The organism is Kosakonia quasisacchari, from assembly GCF_004331415.1.
GTDB classification, from domain to species: Bacteria; Pseudomonadota; Gammaproteobacteria; order Enterobacterales; family Enterobacteriaceae; genus Kosakonia; species Kosakonia quasisacchari.
Window position 1 is genome coordinate 142,632 of sequence record NZ_SJOP01000011.1, and the last position, 20,499, is coordinate 163,130.

17 protein-coding genes are annotated in these 20,499 nt (G+C 53.5%); 6 read left to right on the top strand and 11 right to left on the bottom strand.

The genetic code is table 11. The features are described 5' to 3' along the window. Window positions 1-9: 9 nt before the first annotated feature. Window positions 10-1,179 (bottom strand): pyridoxal phosphate-dependent aminotransferase, encoded by a 1,170-nt coding sequence (locus tag E0L21_RS13775; RefSeq protein WP_131410383.1) that lies wholly within the window; start codon window positions 1,177-1,179, stop codon window positions 10-12. Window positions 1,180-1,290: 111 nt separating this feature from the next. Here E0L21_RS13775 and E0L21_RS13780 point away from each other — a divergent pair, with 111 nt between their 5' ends. Further along, window positions 1,291-2,190 (top strand): LysR substrate-binding domain-containing protein, encoded by a 900-nt coding sequence (locus tag E0L21_RS13780; protein WP_131410385.1) that lies wholly within the window; start codon window positions 1,291-1,293, stop codon window positions 2,188-2,190. On the opposite strand, the gene E0L21_RS13785 is transcribed toward E0L21_RS13780, so the two are convergent. After that, window positions 2,129-3,637, bottom strand: coding sequence for a carboxylesterase/lipase family protein (locus E0L21_RS13785; protein WP_131410387.1), 1,509 nt, complete (start codon window positions 3,635-3,637; stop codon window positions 2,129-2,131). The genes E0L21_RS13780 and E0L21_RS13785 overlap by 62 nt on opposite strands. A gap of 42 nt (window positions 3,638-3,679) precedes the next feature. Beyond that, a complete protein-coding gene (hglS, locus tag E0L21_RS13790) occupies window positions 3,680-5,023 on the bottom strand; it encodes a 2-oxoadipate dioxygenase/decarboxylase HglS (protein ID WP_131410389.1) in 1,344 nt (447 codons plus the stop codon). Window positions 5,024-5,325: 302 nt separating this feature from the next. Here hglS and E0L21_RS13795 point away from each other — a divergent pair, with 302 nt between their 5' ends. Next, a complete protein-coding gene (locus E0L21_RS13795) occupies window positions 5,326-6,249 on the top strand; it encodes a LysR substrate-binding domain-containing protein (protein ID WP_131410390.1) in 924 nt (307 codons plus the stop codon). A gap of 140 nt (window positions 6,250-6,389) precedes the next feature. Further along, window positions 6,390-8,687: an FdhF/YdeP family oxidoreductase gene (locus E0L21_RS13800; protein ID WP_131410392.1), complete on the top strand. Its 2,298-nt coding sequence runs from the start codon at window positions 6,390-6,392 to the stop codon at window positions 8,685-8,687. A gap of 72 nt (window positions 8,688-8,759) precedes the next feature. Here the strand turns inward: E0L21_RS13800 and arsC are convergent, their stop codons facing one another. Further along, window positions 8,760-9,188: a glutaredoxin-dependent arsenate reductase gene (arsC, locus tag E0L21_RS13805; RefSeq protein ID WP_131410394.1), complete on the bottom strand. Its 429-nt coding sequence runs from the start codon at window positions 9,186-9,188 to the stop codon at window positions 8,760-8,762. Window positions 9,189-9,434: 246 nt separating this feature from the next. Here arsC and E0L21_RS13810 point away from each other — a divergent pair, with 246 nt between their 5' ends. Together E0L21_RS13810 and E0L21_RS13815 are read left to right on the top strand one after the other, a co-directional pair. After that, complete coding sequence (locus tag E0L21_RS13810; RefSeq protein WP_131410396.1) at window positions 9,435-10,109, top strand: DUF2076 domain-containing protein; 675 nt, start codon at window positions 9,435-9,437, stop codon at window positions 10,107-10,109. A gap of 171 nt (window positions 10,110-10,280) precedes the next feature. Next, window positions 10,281-11,243 carry a YiiG family protein gene (locus E0L21_RS13815; protein ID WP_131410398.1) on the top strand — a complete coding sequence of 321 codons (963 nt, stop codon included), beginning with the start codon at window positions 10,281-10,283 and terminating at the stop codon, window positions 11,241-11,243. A gap of 53 nt (window positions 11,244-11,296) precedes the next feature. On the opposite strand, the gene E0L21_RS13820 is transcribed toward E0L21_RS13815, so the two are convergent. From E0L21_RS13820 to cybB, 7 genes are all read right to left on the bottom strand, one after another. Further along, window positions 11,297-12,991 (bottom strand): methyl-accepting chemotaxis protein, encoded by a 1,695-nt coding sequence (locus E0L21_RS13820; protein WP_131410400.1) that lies wholly within the window; start codon window positions 12,989-12,991, stop codon window positions 11,297-11,299. A 154-nt stretch (window positions 12,992-13,145) separates the two neighbouring features. Next, window positions 13,146-14,264: an S-(hydroxymethyl)glutathione dehydrogenase/class III alcohol dehydrogenase gene (locus tag E0L21_RS13825; RefSeq protein ID WP_131410402.1), complete on the bottom strand. Its 1,119-nt coding sequence runs from the start codon at window positions 14,262-14,264 to the stop codon at window positions 13,146-13,148. A gap of 32 nt (window positions 14,265-14,296) precedes the next feature. Continuing rightward, window positions 14,297-14,572 (bottom strand): metal/formaldehyde-sensitive transcriptional repressor, encoded by a 276-nt coding sequence (locus tag E0L21_RS13830; RefSeq protein WP_016495945.1) that lies wholly within the window; start codon window positions 14,570-14,572, stop codon window positions 14,297-14,299. A gap of 255 nt (window positions 14,573-14,827) precedes the next feature. Next, window positions 14,828-15,193 (bottom strand): hypothetical protein, encoded by a 366-nt coding sequence (locus tag E0L21_RS13835; RefSeq protein WP_131410404.1) that lies wholly within the window; start codon window positions 15,191-15,193, stop codon window positions 14,828-14,830. A 592-nt stretch (window positions 15,194-15,785) separates the two neighbouring features. Continuing rightward, window positions 15,786-16,415: a LysE family translocator gene (locus E0L21_RS13840; RefSeq protein WP_131410405.1), complete on the bottom strand. Its 630-nt coding sequence runs from the start codon at window positions 16,413-16,415 to the stop codon at window positions 15,786-15,788. Window positions 16,416-17,212: 797 nt separating this feature from the next. Beyond that, on the bottom strand, window positions 17,213-18,538 hold the full coding sequence (locus tag E0L21_RS13845) for an MFS transporter (protein WP_380207949.1): 1,326 nt from the start codon (window positions 18,536-18,538) through the stop codon (window positions 17,213-17,215). Window positions 18,539-18,730: 192 nt separating this feature from the next. Beyond that, window positions 18,731-19,261, bottom strand: a complete 531-nt coding sequence (gene cybB, locus E0L21_RS13850) for a cytochrome b561 (RefSeq protein WP_131410407.1) — start codon at window positions 19,259-19,261, stop codon at window positions 18,731-18,733. Window positions 19,262-19,450: 189 nt separating this feature from the next. Between cybB and gap the strand changes: the two genes are divergently transcribed. After that, a complete protein-coding gene (gene gap / locus E0L21_RS13855; protein WP_131410409.1) occupies window positions 19,451-20,452 on the top strand; it encodes a type I glyceraldehyde-3-phosphate dehydrogenase in 1,002 nt (333 codons plus the stop codon). Window positions 20,453-20,499: the final 47 nt, after the last annotated feature.

Genomic DNA, 20,499 nt, shown 5'->3' on the forward strand with positions numbered 1-20,499 from the left:
TAACGCTCCTTAGCGTGGCTTAACACGACACAGGGCCTGCGCGCCTGCTCTTAACGTTGCCTCATCTTTTGCAAAAGAGAGGCGGATCAACTTGTTATCTGTGCTATCGGTATAAAACGCCGACAGCGGAATGGTGGCGACACCGCAATCAATAATCAGTCTTTTCACCATCTCGCTGTCACTTTCATCGCTGAAATGGCTGTAATCCGCCAGCAGGAAAAATGACCCCGCGCTGGGCAATAAGCGGAACGGCGACTCCGCAAGCAATGTTTGCAGCAGGTCGCGTTTACGCTGGTAAAACGCCGCCAGCGACAGCCAACCCTGCGGGTCGCGCATATGATCGGCAAAGGCGTGTTGCATGGGAGTATCGGCAGAGAACATCAAAAACTGGTGCACTTTGCAGATCTCATCCATCAGTTCAGCAGGCGCAACGCAGTAACCCACGCGCCAGCCCGTCACATGATAGGTCTTGCCAAACGACGAGATAATCACGCTGCGCTCCGCCAGTTGCGGGTGCGTTGCCATGCCGTGATGCGGCTCGCCGTCAAACACCACATGTTCGTAGACTTCATCGGAGAGGATCACAATATCAGTGTGCCGGGTGATCGCCGCCAGTTGTTCGAGGTCAGCACGAGAGAAAACCTGCCCACTCGGGTTATGCGGCGTGTTGATGATGATCATGCGCGTGCGCGGTGTAATTGCCGCACATACTTCGTCCCAGTTGACCGCGAAATCCGGCACCGTCAGTTTGATTGCAACGGGCGTTGCCCCCTGCAAACGGACAATTGGCGCGTAGCTGTCGAACGAGGGTTCAAAGTAAATCACTTCATCACCTGGATGCACCAGCCCGCTAATAGCGGAATACAACCCTTCGCTGGCGCTGGCGGTGATAAGAATTTCACTGTCCACGTCGTAATCTGTGCGGTACAGCTCGCTGATTTTCTGTGCAATCCGCTCTTTTAACGGACGCAGACCGGTCATTGACGCGTACTGGTTATGATTGGCTTGCATGGCGCGCGTCACCCCGGCAATCAGCTGCAGATCGCAAGGAAAGTTGGGCGCGCCCTGAGAAAGGTTAATCGCATTATGTTCGGCGGAAAGCTGGCCGATGACGGTAAAAATGGTGGTGCCCACATCGGGTAATTTGGAGCGAGTCTTCACCGGGGTACGCAGAGTCATGCCTGATCCTTTCACATAAAAAGTGCATAACCATTCAAACTAAACCCTGTTGAGCCGACAACCGAATTGTTGTCATAATAGCCATGAATATATTGCATAGCTGGAGTTGCCATGTCGCACCGTTCTCTGCCGCTCAATGCCATCGACGCTTTTCTGGTCACCGCCCGCCATCTCAATTTGACACATGCAGCAAAAGAGCTGTGTCTGACGCAGGGTGCGGTCAGCCGCAAAATCGCCACGCTGGAAAACTGGTTCGGCTTTCCGCTGTTTGAACGCCACGCGCGTGGTTTACACCTGTCACCGCAGGGTAGCGCTCTGCTGCCGGAACTGCGTGGTGCGTATGAACAACTGGTGATGGTCGCTTTTCAGGCGCGCTCGCAACAAACGGTGGTGCGACTGAAAGCCCCGACCTGTGCGATACGCTGGCTGGTGCCTCGCCTGCTGGATCTGGAACAACGTTATCCGGAATTGCAGGTGGCGCTGACCACCACAACCGATCACACCATTAACTTCAAAACAGAACCTTATGACGCGGCAATTGTTTTTGGCACCCAATTAAGCGCCGGGGATCTGCTGTTTGACGAAGCGCTGACGCCGGTGATTAGCCACGCGCTGGCGCAGCGCAATACGCTGGAAACCGCCACATTATTGCACCCGACGCGGGATAAAACCGACTGGTCGCTGTGGCTGGCGAAGCAAAGCGCTTTTCAGCCCGCCATGAGGAAAAATCAACACTTCGATACCATGGATTTAGCCATTACTGCCGCCATTCAGGGGCTGGGAATGGCCATCGCCGATGAGACGCTGGTTGAGGAGGATATCCAGGCTGGACGCCTGCTGCGCCCGTTTTCGCAGAGTGTCATAACCGGTGCCAGTTATCGCCTGGTTTTGCGGGAAACAGAGAATAAAGCCGCCGGGCTGGCGGCGTTTAGAGACGGGTTGCTGGGGGCTAATCAAGCTTCACGTGGTGGCGCATTACCCGGCGAAAAAAGCTCAGGCGGGCGCGCATAAAGCGGTTAACCAGGCGAAAACCTGCATGTTTATTCAATCCCATACGCAGTAACCGGTCGCGGCCACGTACGCAGGCCAGCCAGTTGACCGGGCCGGGCAACGCTTCTGTACGACGCTCTGCCTGGGCGGCAAAACGAACCCAGTAATCGGCAATATGCGCGGCAAAGGCGAGATCGCGCGGGTTGACATAGCTGCGCGACGGCTCCGAAAGCATAAGATTGTCGAATACATACGGCACTTCGTTACCGTGCCACGCGCCGTTGATATAGGTGTCATGCGCCGCTTCGGCAACATAATCAAACCAGTAACGCCAACAGGGTTGCCCGACACGCTGCTGGGCCTGCATCACCACCAGGCCAAGCGTGGTAAAAGCCATATCGCGACACACCTGGCGACCGAGTTCCGCATCCCCTTTCACCCCCGGATAAAGCAGGCGGATCAGCCCCAGGCCGAGCCGCTGTTCGCGGCGCAGCTTTTCGATTTGCCCGGCGAGATCAACGCCAAACTCCGCCATCACGCTGGCTTCATCACTGTTCGACCCGATAATGACCGGCATTGGATGTTGCCGACCGGCGAAAAAGGTATCAAGCATTGGTTCCGGTAATACGCCATCACCTGCGATAGGCGTCGGGGCAATTTTCAGCGGTGCGTCCAGCGGCCAGAACGCGTCTGCCGGCAGTGCGCGCAGCTGTTCGGCGCTGGCATTTTCCAGCCCAAAATGCGCGGCAATCGCTTCACCTTTTGCCAGCGCGGCTTCGCGCGGCGTATCCGGCAAGGTATAACTGCTCTGAATAATGGCTTTATGAAACAACCCTTCTGCCAGCGGCGAGGCCATCAGTGCCATCACGCTGCGTCCGCCAGCCGATTCACCAAACAGCGTCACGTTCGCGGCATCACCCCCAAAAGCAGCGATATTCTCCTGCACCCAACGCAGCGCGGCGATCTGATCAAGCAGGCCAAAATTGTAGACGCGCTCACCGCTCTCCTTCTCCAGCGCCGGATGGGCGAAAAAACCAAGATGCCCAAGTCGATAATTCACCGTCACCAGCACCACGCCGCGTGCGGCGAGCGCTTTTCCGTCATACGGCGGCAACCCGCCGGAGCCGATAGTGAAGCCGCCGCCGTGCAGCCAGACCATCACCGGCAGCGCTTTTGTGCGCGTAGCCGGTGACCAGATATTCAGATAGAGGCAATCTTCGGCGAAACGTCCAGGATCGCCGCCGCCGAGCTGCTGACAGTAATCACTGTTTTGCCAGCTGGCGGCGGAAAAGGTGTCCGCCATGCGCACGCCCTGCCAGGGTTGCGGCGGCTGCGGCGCGCGCCAGCGCAGTGCGCCGGTGGGCGGCGCGGCAAACGGAATACCGCGCCAGACATGAAAGGCGTCTTCACTGCATCCCAGCACACTGCCCTGGCGGGTATGGACCAGCGGGGTTAATGGATTTTCCATGACAACATCCAGAAATGACTGATTTCTGGCAGATTACCTGTTTTACAGCAGACCGCAACGCCGTTTGCTGCGCGCTTCGGCTTCCGCATAGAGCGTAAATTCATCGAACACCGGGCAACCCAGCGAGGCCTCAAACTGCGCCTGGCTGGCGTTGCCATGGCTGCGCGCCTGGGTTTCGTTGCCGAGGTTCGACTGGAAGATCCCCGCCGCGCTGACCGGCAGAAAATCTTCATAGGTAATCGGCTGTGCTACCACCCAGCCGCGCTCGATCAGCGGCTGCGGATCGTCGCCGGGACGAATGGCCTGACGGTGCGCTTCGCCCGTGGGTGTCAGACGGTAGCGGAACCACGCCAGTTCCTGTTTGCGCAGCAGCATTTCGCTATCCGGGAAGGCTTTGAACACCTCCTGCAAATGCAACTGGTGCGTCAGATTATCTTTGCCCGTTCCGGCGCTGTTCAGCAGTTGATCATAGAGCGCGCGCCCTTTCTGCGTTAACGCGACGCCGCGCTGTTCAATCTCACCGAAACGCGCGGTGTGGGTTCCCTGGTGTTCGCCGTTGAACAGCACCGGTTCATCCAGCGCTTTGAAACTGGTCTGACGCAACAAAATCGGCACATCGCGACGCGGCGGGCCTTCGATAAGGATTTTCGGTTCAATGCCGTACTCCGGCATCAGCGCCTGTACGCGGTCAATATCCAGCGTTCGTGGCGTTAAATGATTGATATGGCAGCCAGGGAAACAGACCACATCGGCAATTAAGCGATGCTCATCATGCAGCGCCTGATAGGTTTGCGTATCCACCGTGGCATGGCGGTGCCAGCGAAACGTTTCCAGCGCTTCCTCAACAAAAGCTTTGGCTTGCTGGGGGGTAAAACCGCCATTCAGTTCATGCAACTCAATCAGTTGGCGGCAAGCAGGGGTGAAAATGTCGCGCTTCGCCAGAATGGCGGCGGCTTTATTACGCAGGATTTCGTTCTCGATAAGCTCCAGGCGCAGCAGCGAGGTAAAAATACGAAACGGGTTACGCGCCAGCGCAGCGTCTTCTATTGGGCGAAAGGCGGTGGAGTGCACCGGAACGCCTGCCTGCGAGAGATCATAATAACTGACCGGGAACATCCCCATAATGGCGAACATACGCCGCAAGGTGGAAAGCTCCTCGGCCGTCCCTACCCTGATTGCGCCGTGGCGCTCGACATTCAGCCGTGCTAATTCATCGGCGTTGGCCAGTTGTTCATGCAGACGCGGGTTGTTTTCCAGCACCGCCAGATTCACATCCGCGACCAGCTCCAGCAGCGTGCCATATTGCGGAACTTCCTGCTGGTACATGGCAGACATCGCCTGTGAAAATTGTTCCCGAATCTCATCAGCCGTGATGCTGTACGCCATAGTGTAATCCCTCCAGTGTGTTCTCTCTGGAGTGTAGAGAAGCCTTTTTGCGTGCGTGATGGGAAATTTACAAAGTGTGATCGTGGCAGAAAACGCGGGTGCGTCGCGCGGTAACGAACATAACGAAAGATTATGGAACAGCACTACCGAAAACCCTTATCAACATGCTGGTTACGTCACATTGCGGGCAGAATCCGTTTGTAACTCAAAGAGATTAAATGTTAATAATATTTTGCTATCTGGTTATCAAAATTAAACAACTCCATTTGCCAGCGGTTCTGCACGGTTTTTAACATCATCTTATGGAAAAAAACGGTCTGTTTTCACAGCGCATTCGTCTGCGCCATTTGCATACATTCGTTGCCGTCGCTCAACAAGGAACTTTGGGGCGCGCGGCTGAAACCCTTAACTTAAGTCAGCCTGCGCTGTCGAAAACCCTGAATGAACTCGAGCAGCTTACCGGTAAGCGCCTGTTTGAGCGTGGCCGCATGGGCGCGCAGCTAACCCTGGTCGGTGAACAGTTTCTTACCCACGCGGTGCGTGTGCTGGACGCGGTCAACATTGCCGGACAGTCGCTGAGCCACAGAACCGAACTGAAAAACGATCTGATCCGCATCGGCGCGCTGCCCACCGCCGCGCTGGGGATCTTACCGGCGGTCATCGGTCAACTGCATAAACAGCAGCCGGATATCACCATTCAGGTGGCTACCGCCAATAACCCGATGATCCTCGCCGGGCTGAAATCCGGCGAATTGGATCTCGGCATTGGCCGCATGTCAGACCCGGATTTGATGAGCGGCTTAAGTTATGAGCTGCTGTTTCTTGAGTCGCTAAAACTGGTCGTTCGCCCGCGACATCCGTTGCTGCAAACCACCGTTACGCTAAGTAAAGTGCTGGAATGGCCGGTGGTGGTGCTACCAGAAGGCACCGTGCCACGGCAAAACACCGAGGAACTGCTCAGCAGCCAGAACTGCACACTGCCGTCTGGTTGCCTGGAAACGCTTTCCGCATCGCTGTCGCGACAGCTCACAGTGGAATATGACTACGTGTGGTTTGTCCCTTCCGGCGCAGTAAAAGATGATTTGCGCCTCGGTTCTCTGGTGGCACTGCCCATTCCGCCGATTGGGATCGGCGATCCGATTGGGATCATTACCCGCGTTGATAACGTCCTGCCCCCCGCAGCTCACGCGCTGATTGCGGCAATTCGCAAAACGATGCCGGGTTAATTCCGGCTCGCTTATCTTCTCTTCCGATTGCGCAACAGGTAAACAGTGCGTTAATTGTGTGATAAAAATAGGTTGTTGATTGAGAGTTGTTGTTACGCAACTTACACTCACGCTGTAACCATCCGCAGTCGGAAGAAGAGATGAAATTCAAAACCGCTATCAAACCCTACCACGCTGCTGCCGGTGGTCTGGGCTCGCTGGAAGCGACAACGCGCTTCGTTATTGACAGTAAAAATGCGCTAAAAAATATGCGCAACCTGTTGCGCATGAACAAAGCGCGTGGCTTCGACTGCCCCGGTTGCGCCTGGGGTGACGACAATAAAAGCACGTTCAGTTTCTGCGAAAACGGCGCAAAAGCCGTGACCTGGGAAGCCACACGCCGCCAGATTGACGCCACTTTTTTTGCGCAACACAGCGTGACTGCGCTTAACCGCCAGAGCGACTATTTTCTCGAATATCAGGGCCGTCTGACCGAACCGCTGCGTTACAACCCGCAAACCGATCACTACGAACCGATTGCGTGGGATGACGCGCTGGCGATGATTGGCGAGCATATTAATGCGATGGATAACCCCAATCAGCTCGAACTGTACACCTCTGGTCGAGCCAGCAATGAATCCTCCTGGCTTTATCAGCTGTTTGGTCGCATGGTCGGCACCAACAACTTCCCGGACTGCTCCAACATGTGCCACGAAGCGAGCGGCGCGGGGCTAAAACGCAGCATCGGCGTGGGAAAAGGCACCATTCACCTGGCCGATTTTGATAAAGCAGACGCCATTTTTGTTTTCGGGCAAAACCCCGGCACCAATCACCCTCGCATGCTGCATAGCCTGCGTCACGCCGCCGATCGTGGGGCGCGTATTGTCACCTTTAATACCCTGCGCGAACGCGGCCTTGAACGGTTTGCCGATCCGCAAAAACCACTGGAACTCGTTACGCCGATGGCGGGTGTGATCAGCTCGTCTTACTATCAGCCCAATCTCGGTGGTGATATGGCGGCGGTGCGCGGGATCGCCAAAGCATTGCTGGAAACGCAGCGCCAGCGGCTGGCTAACGGCGAAGCGAGCATTTTTGACGATGCCTTTATTGCGCAGCACACCCACGGCATTGACGCGTGGTTTGCGCAAATCGATGCCACCGACTGGTCGACCATTGAGCAGCAGTCCGGTCTGAATGAGCAACAGTTGCGCGACGCGGCCGCCATCTGGCAGAACGCAAAACGCGTGATTTGTACTTGGGCGATGGGCATTACCCAACATAAACACTCACTGGATACCGTGCGGGAAATCACCAACCTGCAGCTACTTGGCGGTCACCTAGGCAAACCTGGCGCGGGGCTCTGTCCGGTGCGCGGGCACAGCAACGTGCAGGGCAACCGCACGATGGGGATTGATGAAAAACCGCCTGCCGCCTTGCTCGACAGCCTTGCCCGTCATTTCAATTTCGAGCCGCCGCGCGAGCACGGGCATCATACGGTGGAGGCCATTTCGGCGATGCTGCGTGACGAAGTGAAAGTGCTGCTTGCGCTCGGTGGCAACCTGGCCGCCGCCGCGCCGGATACGCCGCTCACCTGCGAAGCCCTGCGCCGTTGCGGGCTGACGGTGTACATCAGTACCAAATTAAACCGCAGCCATTTGATGCCGGGTAAACAGTCGCTGATCCTGCCAACGCTTGGGCGTACCGAAGAAGATGTGCAGGCAAGCGGGCGCCAATTTGTGACCGTGGAAGACTCCTTCAGCATGGTGCATGCTTCCGAAGGCATCGGCAAACCGCTGGCCGCCACGCAACGTTCGGAAACAGCGATTGTCGCTGGCATCGCCCATGCCACACTGGGCAGTGAAAAGCTAGACTGGCTGGCACTGGCGGGTGATTACAACCTGATCCGCGATCATATTGCCGCCACGATCCCCGGCTTTAACAACTTTAATGCTCGCTGCGAAGAACCCGGCGGGTTCTGGCTGGGGAACGCTGCCGCAGAATTGCGCTTTAATACGCCTTCCGGCAAAGCAGAATTCAGCGCCGCCGCCCTGCCGCTCTCGGTATGCCCGGAAACTGATGCGCCGTTTGTCTTGCAGACTTTACGCTCGCATGATCAGTACAACACCACCATTTACGGCCTTGATGACCGTTACCGTGGCGTGTATGGTCAGCGCGATGTGCTGTTTATGCACCCGGAAGATATTCGCGCGCTCGGGTTGAATGACGGTGATCGGGTGGATATTGAAACCCAGTCTACCGATGGTGTGCAGCGCTGCGTTACGGATTTCCGCCTTGTCGCTTATGACATCCCACGCGGCAATCTGGCGGCATATTACCCGGAAACGAACCCATTGGTTCCGCTAACACGCTTTGGCGATGGCACCGGTACGCCAACCTCGAAATCCATCCCTGTCATCATCACACCGGCAAAAACGCGCGAAACGCTGCGTATTGCCTGATCTCAACGCCCGCATTCTGCGGGCGTGCTCAAATCCCCTGTTTTTATCGTTAACACTGTTTAACAGACGGGATTACGGTGCGATCCGCTGGCCATTTTCATCAACAACCTGCTGGCCATCCTCTTTGCTGAATGCCCCTTTCTGCGCCTCAGGGAGGAGCTCAAGCACCACTTCCGACGGGCGACAAAGGCGTGTACCGCGCGGTGTAACAACTATAGGCCGGTTAATCAAAATGGGATGCTCAAGCATAAAATCGATGAGCTGCGCGTCCGTGAAGCGATCGTCTGCAAGCCCCAGTTGTTCGTACGGTTCCACATTTTTACGCAACAATTCACGCACCGGAACGCCCAGTGCGCCGATCAGCGTCATCAGCTCATCGCGCGAAGGCGGTGTCTCAAGGTAGTGGATAATTGTCGGCTCCACGCCACTGTTGCGAATAAGCGCCAGTGTGTTGCGTGACGTGCCGCAGGCCGGGTTGTGATAAATCGTTACGTTGCTCATAAATACTCTCACGACAAATGAAAAAAAAGCGCAATGCTGACGGCTGGTGTAATTGCCGCCATCAACGTAATTCATCTGCGTGGAGTAATAAAGATAAGAACGCTCAGGGCGTGAACTCACTGGCGGTGAGAGGAATTTTCTGCCCAGCTGCAACCAATGTTAAACAAACATTTCACTTGCCGGACATGTATTCATGGCACTGATAAACTCAAGAGTATCTATCACAGCGATCGAAAGGTTATTGTCATGCAATATGAAGAACAGCAGCTTATCAACGGCCTTTTTCAGCGCCTGAAACAGACCGAGCAACAGAATAGCCAGCGCGATGCCGAAGCAGAGCATCAGATAGCGGAATTTGTGAGGCAGCAGCCTGCCGCGCCGTACTATATGGCGCAATCGATCCTGATTCAGGAAGCGGCGCTAAAACAGCTCCAGAGCAAAGTCCAGCAACTTGAAAGCGAGCTGGCAGCGCAAAAAAGCAAACCGCAAACTGGTGGTGGAAGTTTCCTCGGCGGCCTGTTTGGCGGTGGGAGAAACCAGAGCCCGCAACCGGAAAATAGCGGGAGTGCGCCTCAGCAACCACAACCGGACTATTCCCGTGCGCCAGCACCTGCACCACGCGGGAGCGGTTTTATGGCCGGTGCGCTGCAAACCGCGGCGGGCGTTGCAGGCGGCGTGGTGTTGGCCGAAATGCTGACCAGCATGTTCCACCAGTCGCGCCCGGAAGAGATCGTGAATATTATCGAAGAGCCGGCGACGACGGCGGCCAATTCACCCTTTGAAAACGCGCAGAATGACGATTTCAATAATGCCTCCGACACACGTTTTCTCGATCAGAACAATTCGTTCGGCAATGACAGCTACCAGAACGATGATTTTGATGACACCGATTACAGCAACGATGACGACAGCTTTATTTAACGCTGCACACGCCTGAACCCGGCCCGGCAACGCTCTCTGCCGGGCACTTTCTCCGCTGTTCAAAACCTACCAATTCAGGTGGCATGCCCCTTGCCAGAGTGGCATTGATGCTAACCTGTGCGGCGCTCAGCAATAATGAGTCGTTATTTTTTTTCGGACAAGGAGAATGGGATGTTCATCGCCAAACCTGTCGCACGTACGCTGGCCGTTGCCGCCTGCCTGCTGGCACTGTCAGCCTGTGACGATAAATCTACCAAAACGCAAGAAGCACAGCCGTCAGCCGAACAGGCCGAGGTGCTGAAGTACAACGAATATATTGCCGCGGCCAACATGACTTCGGCTTCCTACGGGAAGCAACTCGCTGAATACCAGAAGTACACTCAGCCCGCTTTCGATGGCAAAAAGAAAATGGATGATCTGTTTTTTACTGAACCGCTCTCAATGGGACGTATTAAAGAACATCTGGATAAAGCGCACAGCATGAAGCCGGATATGCCGGAACTGGACGAACCGGCGCGTCTTTACAGCGAAGCGCTGGCAAAAGCCGAACCGGTAAGCCGCGATATGTACAATTACATCAGCGCGAAAACCTATAAAAGCGACAATGGCGCACACGGCCGTGAGATCCAGCCCGCGTTGTTAAGCAGCATGCAGGCGCTGGTGGCTGCGCAGGCGAATTTCTTTGAAGGTATCGAGGCAAAAGATCGTGCGCGCATCAAAGCGGAATTCGAACGTACGGAAAAAGGCACGCTTGAGCACGCTCAAATGGGGATGGTCTACTATCTGAAAGAGAGCCTGGATGCCGCCGGTGGCGTGCTGGATGGCAAAGGTCTGGGCGATAAGAAAGCAGCATTTAAGGATGCGCTCGATCAGTTCAACAGCATGGTTACCGCTTACGATGCCAAAATACGCGAAAGCAACAAAACCGGCTGTTCGAGTCTCGTGTCTAAAGCCAATGACTATCTCTCCACCGGACGTGACATTATTGAGCGCACCGAAAATGGCGAGTATGAAAAAGATGCCAGGCAGCCAAAACAGTTTCAGCTGATGCAATCCCAGCAGACGCAGGACGCCCAATCCCTGCTGCAAAACTATAACAACATGGTCAGCACCTTAAACACCAACCAGTGCTAAGGTTTGCGCATAAAAAAAGAGGCCTTACGGCCTCTTTTTTTCGTTCTGACTAATCAGAATGTTTCCCAGTTATCGCCATTCGCCAGTGCCGGGCGCTGTGGCTTGAAGGTTTTGCTGGTTGGCGATGCCGCATTATTCTGCCGCTCTGGTGACGCGCCGGATAAACGGAACGCACCCACAGCTTCTGTCAGGCGCGCTGCCTGCTCTTCCAGTGAGGCCGCTGCCGCAGAGGCCTCTTCGACCAACGAGGCGTTCTGCTGTGTGACGTTATCCATTTCCGTGATCGCCTGGCTCACCTGCGTGATGCCTTTACTCTGCTCATCGGAAGCGGCGGCGATCTCCAGCATGATATCAGTCACGCGTTTAACGGCGGTCACGATCTCACCCATGGTTTCACCGGCGGAAACGACTTCCCCGGAGCCTTGCTCAATTAAGCTCACGGATTCGCTGATCAGTGCCTCAATCTCTTTCGCCGCCTGCGCACTGCGGCTGGCCAGCGTACGCACTTCACTTGCCACCACCGCAAAACCACGCCCTTGCTCGCCAGCACGTGCCGCTTCTACCGCAGCGTTAAGTGCCAGGATATTGGTCTGGAACGCGATGCTGTTGATAACCGCTGTGATTTCAGAAATCTTGCGCGAACTGGTGGTGATATTGCCCATCGTTTGCACGACGCCAGAAACAATCTGCCCACCTTTGGTGGCTTTGCCGGAGGCATCACGCGCCAGCCCGCTGGCATGGTGCGCGTTATCGGCGTTCTGCTTCACGGTAGCGGTTAACTGCTCCATGCTGGCCGCCGTCTCTTCGATGGCCGCGGCTTGTTGCTCAGTGCGTGAAGAGAGATCGGTGTTACCGGCGGAGATTTCGCTGGTGCCGCGGTAGATCTCTTCTGCGCCCTGACGAACGGTAGCCACCGTCGTGACCAGCGAATGCTGCATCGCTTGCAGATCACCACTCAGACGGCCGATTTCGCTGCGACCAGTGGGCTCATCCGGCAATGTTAAATCTCCGGAGGCAATGCGCGAAATGCGCTGAGCCGCACGTTGCAGTGGGTTAATCACTACGCGGCGCAATACGGTAAAGGTGATGACCGTCAGCACCAGTGCCAAAGCAAATGCAGCAGCCATAAACATCAGCCCAAGCTGGGTGCGGCTGTGCGCATCTTCGGTCAGGCGCTGCGCACGCGCGGTGCGGATATCAATGGCTTTTAACAACACTTCGTTATAAGACGCATCCAGTTGGCGCGCCTGCTCACTTTCGTGGTTAATGATCGCTTCAAACATGCCGTTTTTGGCATATTTCAGCATCGGCTGCATGCCCGCGATGTAGGCATTAAAGCGGGTGGTGAGATCGCCATCCAGGGCGAGATCCGCCGGGGTTTTGACCGGGCGATCCATATATTGATTAAAACCGTCCTGCGACTGCTTAATGCGTTTTTCTGCTTCAGCCACGTTGTTTTTCATGTCTTCCATTTCGGCGATGCGACTGGCCGCGCCGGCGTGGATCAGACTGATACGCGCAACGCGTAAGTTGTTTGAACTGTTGGATAATCCCATGCGCACCTGGATTTCCTGTGTGACATCCTGCTGATCGCGATCCGCTTGCATCAGGAAGTAACCCGCCAGACCGGAACTTAATGCAAATAGCACTAAGATGCCGCCGAGAATGGAAGAAAACAGGGGAACCAATCGAATATTGTGCATAAATCCAATGCCTTGTGTTCTTTGCATCGCTGCTTTTTTATCCATGGCTATCGACTCTCATATATGTCTGATACGTACAACAGGAATGATATATAGGCATCGGCAATAATTGGATTATTCTTATGGCAAAAAGCGCGTCAGCGGTCACAGATTTGGAGTTTGGTTGCGCCAGCGGTGACACCGCTGGCGTGAGGAAGGGTTACTTTTCGCCGAAATGGATAACGGTGCGGATAGATTTCCCCTGGTGCATCAGCTCGAACGCATCGTTGATTTGCTCCAGTGGCATACGGTGAGTAATGAATGGATCGAGGCGAATTTTGCCTGCCATCGCGTCTTCTACCATGCCTGGCAGCTGTGTACGACCTTTCACACCGCCAAATGCGGAACCGCGCCATACACGACCGGTTACCAGCTGGAAAGGACGGGTGCTGATCTCCTGCCCCGCGCCCGCCACGCCGATGATGACGCTCTCTCCCCAGCCTTTGTGGCAGCACTCAAGCGCGGCACGCATGACGTTCACATTGCCGATGCACTCAAAACTGAAGTCCACGCCGCCATCCGTCATTTCCACAATCACATCCTGAATGGGGCGATGATGATCTTTCGGGTTGATAAAGTCGGTTGCACCCATCTCTTTAGCGAGGGGGAATTTGTCCGGATTGGTATCGATAGCCAGAATGCGTCCCGCTTTCGCCTGAACTGCGCCCTGGATGGCCGCCAGACCGATACCGCCAAGACCAAAGATAGCGACCGTATCGCCCTCTTTTACTTTCGCCGTGTTATGCACCGCCCCAATTCCGGTGGTGACACCGCAGCCCAGCAGGCAGACTTTATCCAGCGGCGCTTGTTCGTTAACTTTCGCCAGTGAGATTTCCGCGCAAACGGTGTATTCGCTGAAAGTGCTGGTGCCCATGTAGTGGTAAATCGGCTCGCCGTTGTAGGAGAAACGGGTTGTTCCGTCCGGCATTAGGCCTTTGCCCTGCGTGGCGCGAACGGCCTGACAGAGGTTGGTTTTCCCGGATTTGCAGAACTTACACTCGCCGCACTCTGCCGTGTAGAGCGGAATAACGTGGTCGCCCGGTTTCAGGCTGGTCACCCCTTCGCCGACTTCCACAACGATACCGCCGCCTTCATGGCCGAGCACCGCCGGGAACACGCCTTCTGGGTCGTCGCCCGAAAGCGTAAAGGCATCGGTGTGGCAAACACCGGTGTGCGTGATGCGCACCAGGACTTCACCTTTTTTTGGCGGCGCTACGTCGATGTCGACGATTTTGAGCGGTTGGCCCGGCCCAAAGGCCACAGCTGCACGTGATTTCATAAGTCGCTTCCTTTTTGTGTATGGCTTTATGCTTATTTTAGATAAGAGCGCAGAAGATGACCGACTTCCGCCATGCGCACCGCGCGTTGATCGGCAGTGGTTTCGCCGGTGACCAGCTCATCTTTGAGGTGAATTTCAACCATTTCGCCCATCAGGCCATTGGCTGCGCCGCGTACTGCGGCGATTTGCTGCAAAATCGCGATACAGGGTTCGCCGCTTTCCAGCGCGCGCTCAAGCGCATCAACCTGGCCACGAATGCGACGTACCCGCGTAAGCACGCGTTTTTTATCTTCTGGTGAATGGGGCATCTGACCTCCCTTATACTATAGGGGGGTATGGTAACTTTTATTCTATTACACTGTAAACATTAAACTTTATAGGGTTATCCAAGGGTTAGCAGTTTCAGCACAAAGACACTACGAGCCATAAAGCTGCTTTTCGCCGGCCCAAATTCGCCCCTGATCCGAATACGATCCAACCGTCATCAGGAATAACCGCTTTCCTCTTTGACCGCGAATAAAAAAGCCCCGGCGAATGCCGAGGCTTGTGATAAAAAAAGGGTATTACCACTTCAGATCTTGTTTTGATGCCTTTTGATTCTCGTTGTACATCATTTCAATAGTCGTGTAATTACACATATCCAATGCCGAATGACAGTATGTCTTAATGACGTTATCCATTATTTTTCGGTCTTTCGCCTGTGAGGCCTCTTTGAATGCGCGCAGATTTTCCTGCTCCATCATTCTTAAAGTAGTTTCCTGACACATATTGAGTTTGCTATTGCAATAATCTTTCTGAACGCGATCTTTAATGTACTTAATAACATCCGCTTTCTGCGCCTCTGAACCATCAAAATCCATAGGATGAATGAATTTTGCGAAAGATAAAGACGGCAGGAAACAGATCAAAAACAACAGTGATTTTTTCATAAACATCCTTTTATTATTAATCAGACACATGTCGTTACATTACATCATATTAGTATGTTTAGCACTCCCTTTTCAGCCTTGAGTCACCGAGTTCCACCAGTAAGATGCACAAATAATTCAGTAAATTTGCGTCTTTCGCTTGATGGATCCCTCGCGGGGCAGATTTCTTGTATTACCTTATCCGCGTATGGTCGTTTCGATGTTATGGGAGAGAGCCATTTTGATGCTTACCGGATACGTTAAAAACGCAGGGCTCTTTTTATCTGCCTCGTGGCAGCATTTTGTTTATCAATATATGGAATGCCACGCAATGGCTTAACTGTTGGCATTTCAGATTGGGCTTATGCAACCTTTCACACGCTTATTTCCACACCTTATGAAGCCGATGCCGATCCCATCTCATTCTTTGCGTTTGTCATTATGCTATGTGTTTATGCATCAATCATGTTTGCGATCGTTAAATTAATTCTTCGCAGGAAGAAGAATTAACTGGCGTTATTACATATACAGATATTGTCGGCCAACATTTTGACCGACAATATTTACTGGTTACCAATGCATAGCTAACTCCTTGCGAAACTCAGCATCGGTGTTACCTCACCAGCGACGAATAAATCAGCTTGATCCCTAAAATACTCAGTACCGTGGCTGATGTTCTGTCCACCGCTGTTTTAATGCGCAGATAAACACGACGTGGTTTTTCCGCCGAGAGCAGCAACGCCACCAGCGAATACCAGCCCGCATCTATCACGAAGCTCATCAGCGGGATCACATAATAGAAGATCGTCGGAATATTGGCTGGCAGCAGTGCGGTGAAAATAGACGCGAAAACGATCGCCGTTTTTGGGTTGCTTAACTGAATAAATAACCCATCACGAAACGTCTTCCATAGTCCTTTAGGTGCGTCGTTATGGCTTAAAGATAATGTCAGCGGCTGCGATGCGCCACGAAAAATCTTCACCGCCATCCAGATAAGATACGCGCCCCCTGCTATCTTAAGCGCCATATAGAGTTCTGGCACCGCATTCAGTACCCTTTGCAATCCCAGCATCGCCATTAGCGCAAAAGTCGTCGCACCAACTCCCATTCCCAGCGACGTGACTAAACCATGAACACGTGAGTGCGCCAGTGAATTCCGCGCGACGTAGATAAAACTCGGACCGGGGCTCATTACCCCCATCATCAGTACGGCGGCAATGGCAATCAGGCTGGACAAAAGCATCGGAAACCTCCTGGCAAGGCGAGAATGAAGTGACGTGATGACTCTAGCAGAGTGAAAACATAATGTATTCACGCTTAGGGAATAAGAAACATATAAAATATATTGTTCAAAACCTCACCATTTTCGTCTGATATCAAAATCCTAAGTAAACTTAATTAAATATATCGTAGATTAATCTGTCGAATATTAAATATAAAATTTAGCTTAGGCTTGGAGAGAATTATTTGATAAGATTTTTCTTAGTGAGGCATTGTGTTATTAGCAAGGAGAACTTATGCGCTGGGATATTACGGATATGCTACTTTCCCCAACGACCGGTACGGCGTTTGCCGTTGCCAGGAACAGTGAGAATTTATCGGTTATCGTTTGGTATCGAGGCAACTATTTTTTGCGTCCGAACAACTACTTACACACTGATGGCTCGCGTGTGTCTATTGATGGAAAGCTACAGAATTTTCGCGTTATTCACACTATGCCCTTTTTCCCTACTATCTGGAGAACTTTAAAAAATAGTTGTCATTGCCCCGGTAATGATAACGTTTCATTACGAAATTGTGAAAAACAGCAGACATGTTTATTCGAGCTTTGTCCCTATGGAATAAAAATGATTCCCTAGGTTAATATCACGTTGATATTTATTCCCTGACCGGACAATTAAATAACCCCTTGTTGATGAGAACCTGAAAGAAAAATTATCAGCAGTTGCGCATAGCTGGCGAACCCGGCTCCGCGACGGATACACGCAACGCCTGTTGCAGATTTGCCTAACAGCCCGGAGGATCCCTCCGGGCAAAACGTCAGCGTTTTAGCGGCTGCCCTGCAGTTTCGCGGGCCCGCAGCACAGTCAGGAAGGTGATGAGCGCCGCGCCCATCACATAGAAGGCTGGCGAGAATTTATCGCCGGTGCTGGTAATGAGCCAGGCGGAAAACCACGGAGTGATGCCACCAAAGAAGGCGACGGCAAAATTATAGGCGATAGACAAACCGCCATAACGCACACTGGTGGGGAAAAGCTCTGCCATTGCGGCGGTACATGCGCCATCAAACGCGGCGATAAACGCCCCCAGCATCACCATCGCCAGTACAGCAGAGAGCACATCGCCGTTCGCCATCACCATCATCGCCGGGTAACTCAGCAGAATAAACCCGGCGCACCCGGCCAGCATTAACGGTTTGCGGCCATATTTATCCGACAGATAGCCCATAAACGGTACCAGCACCGCCACGGAAAAAAGACCAATCGTGGTGATGGCGTACGCGTTAAGTTTAGAGAAGTGCAACTCGGTGGAGAGATAACTCGGCATAAATGTTTGCAGCGTCCAGTGCCCGACCGCTTTGATCACCACAAAACCGACACAGAACAGCAACGCGCCCCACGCCGTGGTAACCGCTTTACGCAGTGGTGCGGATTCGGTTTGCCCGTTTTTCATGGCGTCGAGAAATTCAGGTGAATCCTCCAGATGTCTTCGTAAGTAAAGCCCGACCCAGCCCAGCGGCCCGGCAATCAAAAAGGGAATGCGCCAGCCCCAGTCGCTCATCGTGCTTTCACCGAGCGTTGCCGTCAGCAGAAATACCAGCCCGGAGCCCACGACAAAAGCCATAAAACCAAAGTTATCGATCCAGCAGGTGAAGTAGCCACGACGCTCCGTAGGAGCATATTCTGCCAGGTAGGTTGTCGCGCCCGAACTTTCTCCCCCTGCGGCAAAGCCCTGAACCAGGCGGGTTATCACCAACAGCACCGTCGCGGTAATACCAATCTGATGATAAGTCGGCAACAGTCCCATTACGAAGGTGGCACCCGAGGTGAGCAGGATCACCGTTGCCAGCACCTTTTGTCGCCCTTTTCTGTCGCCCAGCGAACCAAAAAACAGCCCGCCAAGGGGGCGCATAATAAACCCCGCGCCAAAGACCGCGAACGACGAAAGCAGTGCGACGCTCGGATCGCCAGCCTGGAAAAACTGCAGGCCGATAATAGCGGCGAGCGTGCCATAAAGACCAAAATCAAACCATTCGACAAAGTGACCAATGCCGGTAGCGAGCAGCACTTTACGTAATTTGCGCGATCCGACAGCGTGTCCTTGTGTGGCCATCCGATCGAGAGACTCCTGTACTGGCTGTGTCATATCCCCTCCGTCGATAGTGTTTCTATAATAGATATACTATCTACACTGCTTGTACGAATTGCGCACAGCACTGATGGCGTAAAATGTGATTTCCGCCCTGCTTTTCAATTTGGAAAACCCGACAGGATCACATTTTAGACGCACAGAAATGAAAAAGCCCCGCAGGAGGCGGGGCCAGGCAACGAGGAACAGTTAGCCGCGTTTGTTCGGCATCATACGCAGCAGCGTGTTGTCTTTAAAATAGTAGTGATGTGCCAGCGCAGCACCGGCATGCAACGCAATGACAAAATACCCGGCGTTGGCCAGCAGCTCGTGGAACTCTTTGAGTGTATCCGCTAAATCATAATTCGCTTCGGCGGCGTATGGCATCGTAATACCGAAAGCAATCCACGGGCCACCGCGGTTATACATCATCAGCAGGCCAAGAATCGGCAAGGCAATAAACAGCAGGTAAATGACCAAATGCCCAAGGTGCGCAAGCCCAGTCATCATGGCTGACGGTTTTGGCACAATCGGCGGCGTCGGGCTTTTAAGCCTCACCAACAGACGCGCCACCATCAGCACCAGAACAGAAATGCCGCATGAAATGTGTACGAGATTGAAAGAAGGACGATAGCTGCGCGGGAAGAATCCGCGTAGTTCCATGGCGCAATATGCTCCAATAACCAGCAGAAACACCAGCCAGTGAATGGCGATTTGTAATCCGGAATATTTGCTACGCATAAGGAACCCCAAAACGAACGAACCGGCGTTCAACATACCGAGCTTTCCTTAAAAATTCATTAACTTTTCCTTATCATTATTCAGAGACTTACCGCGGTCTGAATGTGATTCATTTGCCCAATAACGCCCGCCAGGTTATCACTAAAGAAGTGCAAAACGGTGATTCATTACATTCTGATGGAGAAGTTCATGAGCAAAATTGGCATTAATGGATTTGGGCGCATTGGGCGCCTGGTGTTACGTCGCCTGCTGGAAACCAACAGCGGTGCGGAAGTGGTGGCTATCAACGATCTGACCTCACCTAAAGTGCTGGCCTATTTGTTAAAGCATGATTCCAACTACGGCCCGTTCGGCTGGAGCGTCGATTTTACCGAAGACGCGCTGATTGTTAACGGCAAAACCATCACGGTGTATGCGGAAAAAGAGGCGAAAAATATTCCATGGCGCAGCGCCGGTGCGGAGATCATCGTTGAGTGTACCGGCTTTTACACATCGAGCGAAAAATCGCAGGCGCACATCGACGCCGGGGCCAAAAAAGTGCTGATTTCCGCCCCGGCAGGCGAGATGAAAACGATTGTCTATAACGTTAACGACGACACAATTAATGCCCAGGACACCATTATTTCGGTGGCTTCCTGCACCACCAACTGTCTCGCGCCAATGGCTAAAGCATTGCAGGATAATTTCGGCATCAAAGTCGGCACCATGACGACCATCCACGCCTACACCGGTACGCAGGCGTTGGTCGATGGCCCGCGCGGTAAAGATCTGCGCGCCTCCCGCGCCGCGGCGGAAAACATCATTCCGCACACCACCGGTGCGGCAAAAGCTATCGGTCTGGTGATCCCGGCATTGAGCGGCAAACTGAAAGGCCACGCGCAGCGCGTGCCGGTGAAAACCGGTTCCGTTACCGAACTGGTATCGATATTAGAGAAGAAAGTGACCGTTGATGAGATTCATCAGGCGCTGAAAAAAGCCACCGAGAACAACGAATCTTTCGGTTACACCGACGATGAGATCGTCTCTTCTGATGTTATCGGCAGCCATTTCGGTTCCGTTTTTGACGCCACCCAAACTGAGATCACCGAAGCTGGCGATGTGCAACTGGTCAAAACCGTCTCCTGGTACGACAACGAATACGGTTTTGTCACCCAGTTGGTTCGCGTGCTCGAAAAATATCGCGCACTGTAATCTCTCCACCCACGCCGGGTAATGACCCGGCGTATTCAAACCAGGCA

Excerpts from the sequence above, each read along its gene's own strand:
- E0L21_RS13775 (WP_131410383.1), bottom strand. The coding sequence starts at position 1,179 with ATGACTCTGCGTACCCCGGTGAAGACTCGCTCCAAATTACCCGATGTG.
- E0L21_RS13780 (WP_131410385.1), top strand. The coding sequence starts at position 1,291 with ATGTCGCACCGTTCTCTGCCGCTCAATGCCATCGACGCTTTTCTGGTC.
- E0L21_RS13785 (WP_131410387.1), bottom strand. The coding sequence starts at position 3,637 with ATGGAAAATCCATTAACCCCGCTGGTCCATACCCGCCAGGGCAGTGTG.
- hglS (WP_131410389.1), bottom strand. The coding sequence starts at position 5,023 with ATGGCGTACAGCATCACGGCTGATGAGATTCGGGAACAATTTTCACAG.
- E0L21_RS13795 (WP_131410390.1), top strand. The coding sequence starts at position 5,326 with ATGGAAAAAAACGGTCTGTTTTCACAGCGCATTCGTCTGCGCCATTTG.
- E0L21_RS13800 (WP_131410392.1), top strand. The coding sequence starts at position 6,390 with ATGAAATTCAAAACCGCTATCAAACCCTACCACGCTGCTGCCGGTGGT.
- arsC (WP_131410394.1), bottom strand. The coding sequence starts at position 9,188 with ATGAGCAACGTAACGATTTATCACAACCCGGCCTGCGGCACGTCACGC.
- E0L21_RS13810 (WP_131410396.1), top strand. The coding sequence starts at position 9,435 with ATGCAATATGAAGAACAGCAGCTTATCAACGGCCTTTTTCAGCGCCTG.
- E0L21_RS13815 (WP_131410398.1), top strand. The coding sequence starts at position 10,281 with ATGTTCATCGCCAAACCTGTCGCACGTACGCTGGCCGTTGCCGCCTGC.
- E0L21_RS13820 (WP_131410400.1), bottom strand. The coding sequence starts at position 12,991 with ATGGATAAAAAAGCAGCGATGCAAAGAACACAAGGCATTGGATTTATG.
- E0L21_RS13825 (WP_131410402.1), bottom strand. The coding sequence starts at position 14,264 with ATGAAATCACGTGCAGCTGTGGCCTTTGGGCCGGGCCAACCGCTCAAA.
- E0L21_RS13830 (WP_016495945.1), bottom strand. The coding sequence starts at position 14,572 with ATGCCCCATTCACCAGAAGATAAAAAACGCGTGCTTACGCGGGTACGT.
- E0L21_RS13835 (WP_131410404.1), bottom strand. The coding sequence starts at position 15,193 with ATGAAAAAATCACTGTTGTTTTTGATCTGTTTCCTGCCGTCTTTATCT.
- E0L21_RS13840 (WP_131410405.1), bottom strand. The coding sequence starts at position 16,415 with ATGCTTTTGTCCAGCCTGATTGCCATTGCCGCCGTACTGATGATGGGG.
- E0L21_RS13845 (WP_380207949.1), bottom strand. The coding sequence starts at position 18,538 with ATGACACAGCCAGTACAGGAGTCTCTCGATCGGATGGCCACACAAGGA.
- cybB (WP_131410407.1), bottom strand. The coding sequence starts at position 19,261 with ATGCGTAGCAAATATTCCGGATTACAAATCGCCATTCACTGGCTGGTG.
- gap (WP_131410409.1), top strand. The coding sequence starts at position 19,451 with ATGAGCAAAATTGGCATTAATGGATTTGGGCGCATTGGGCGCCTGGTG.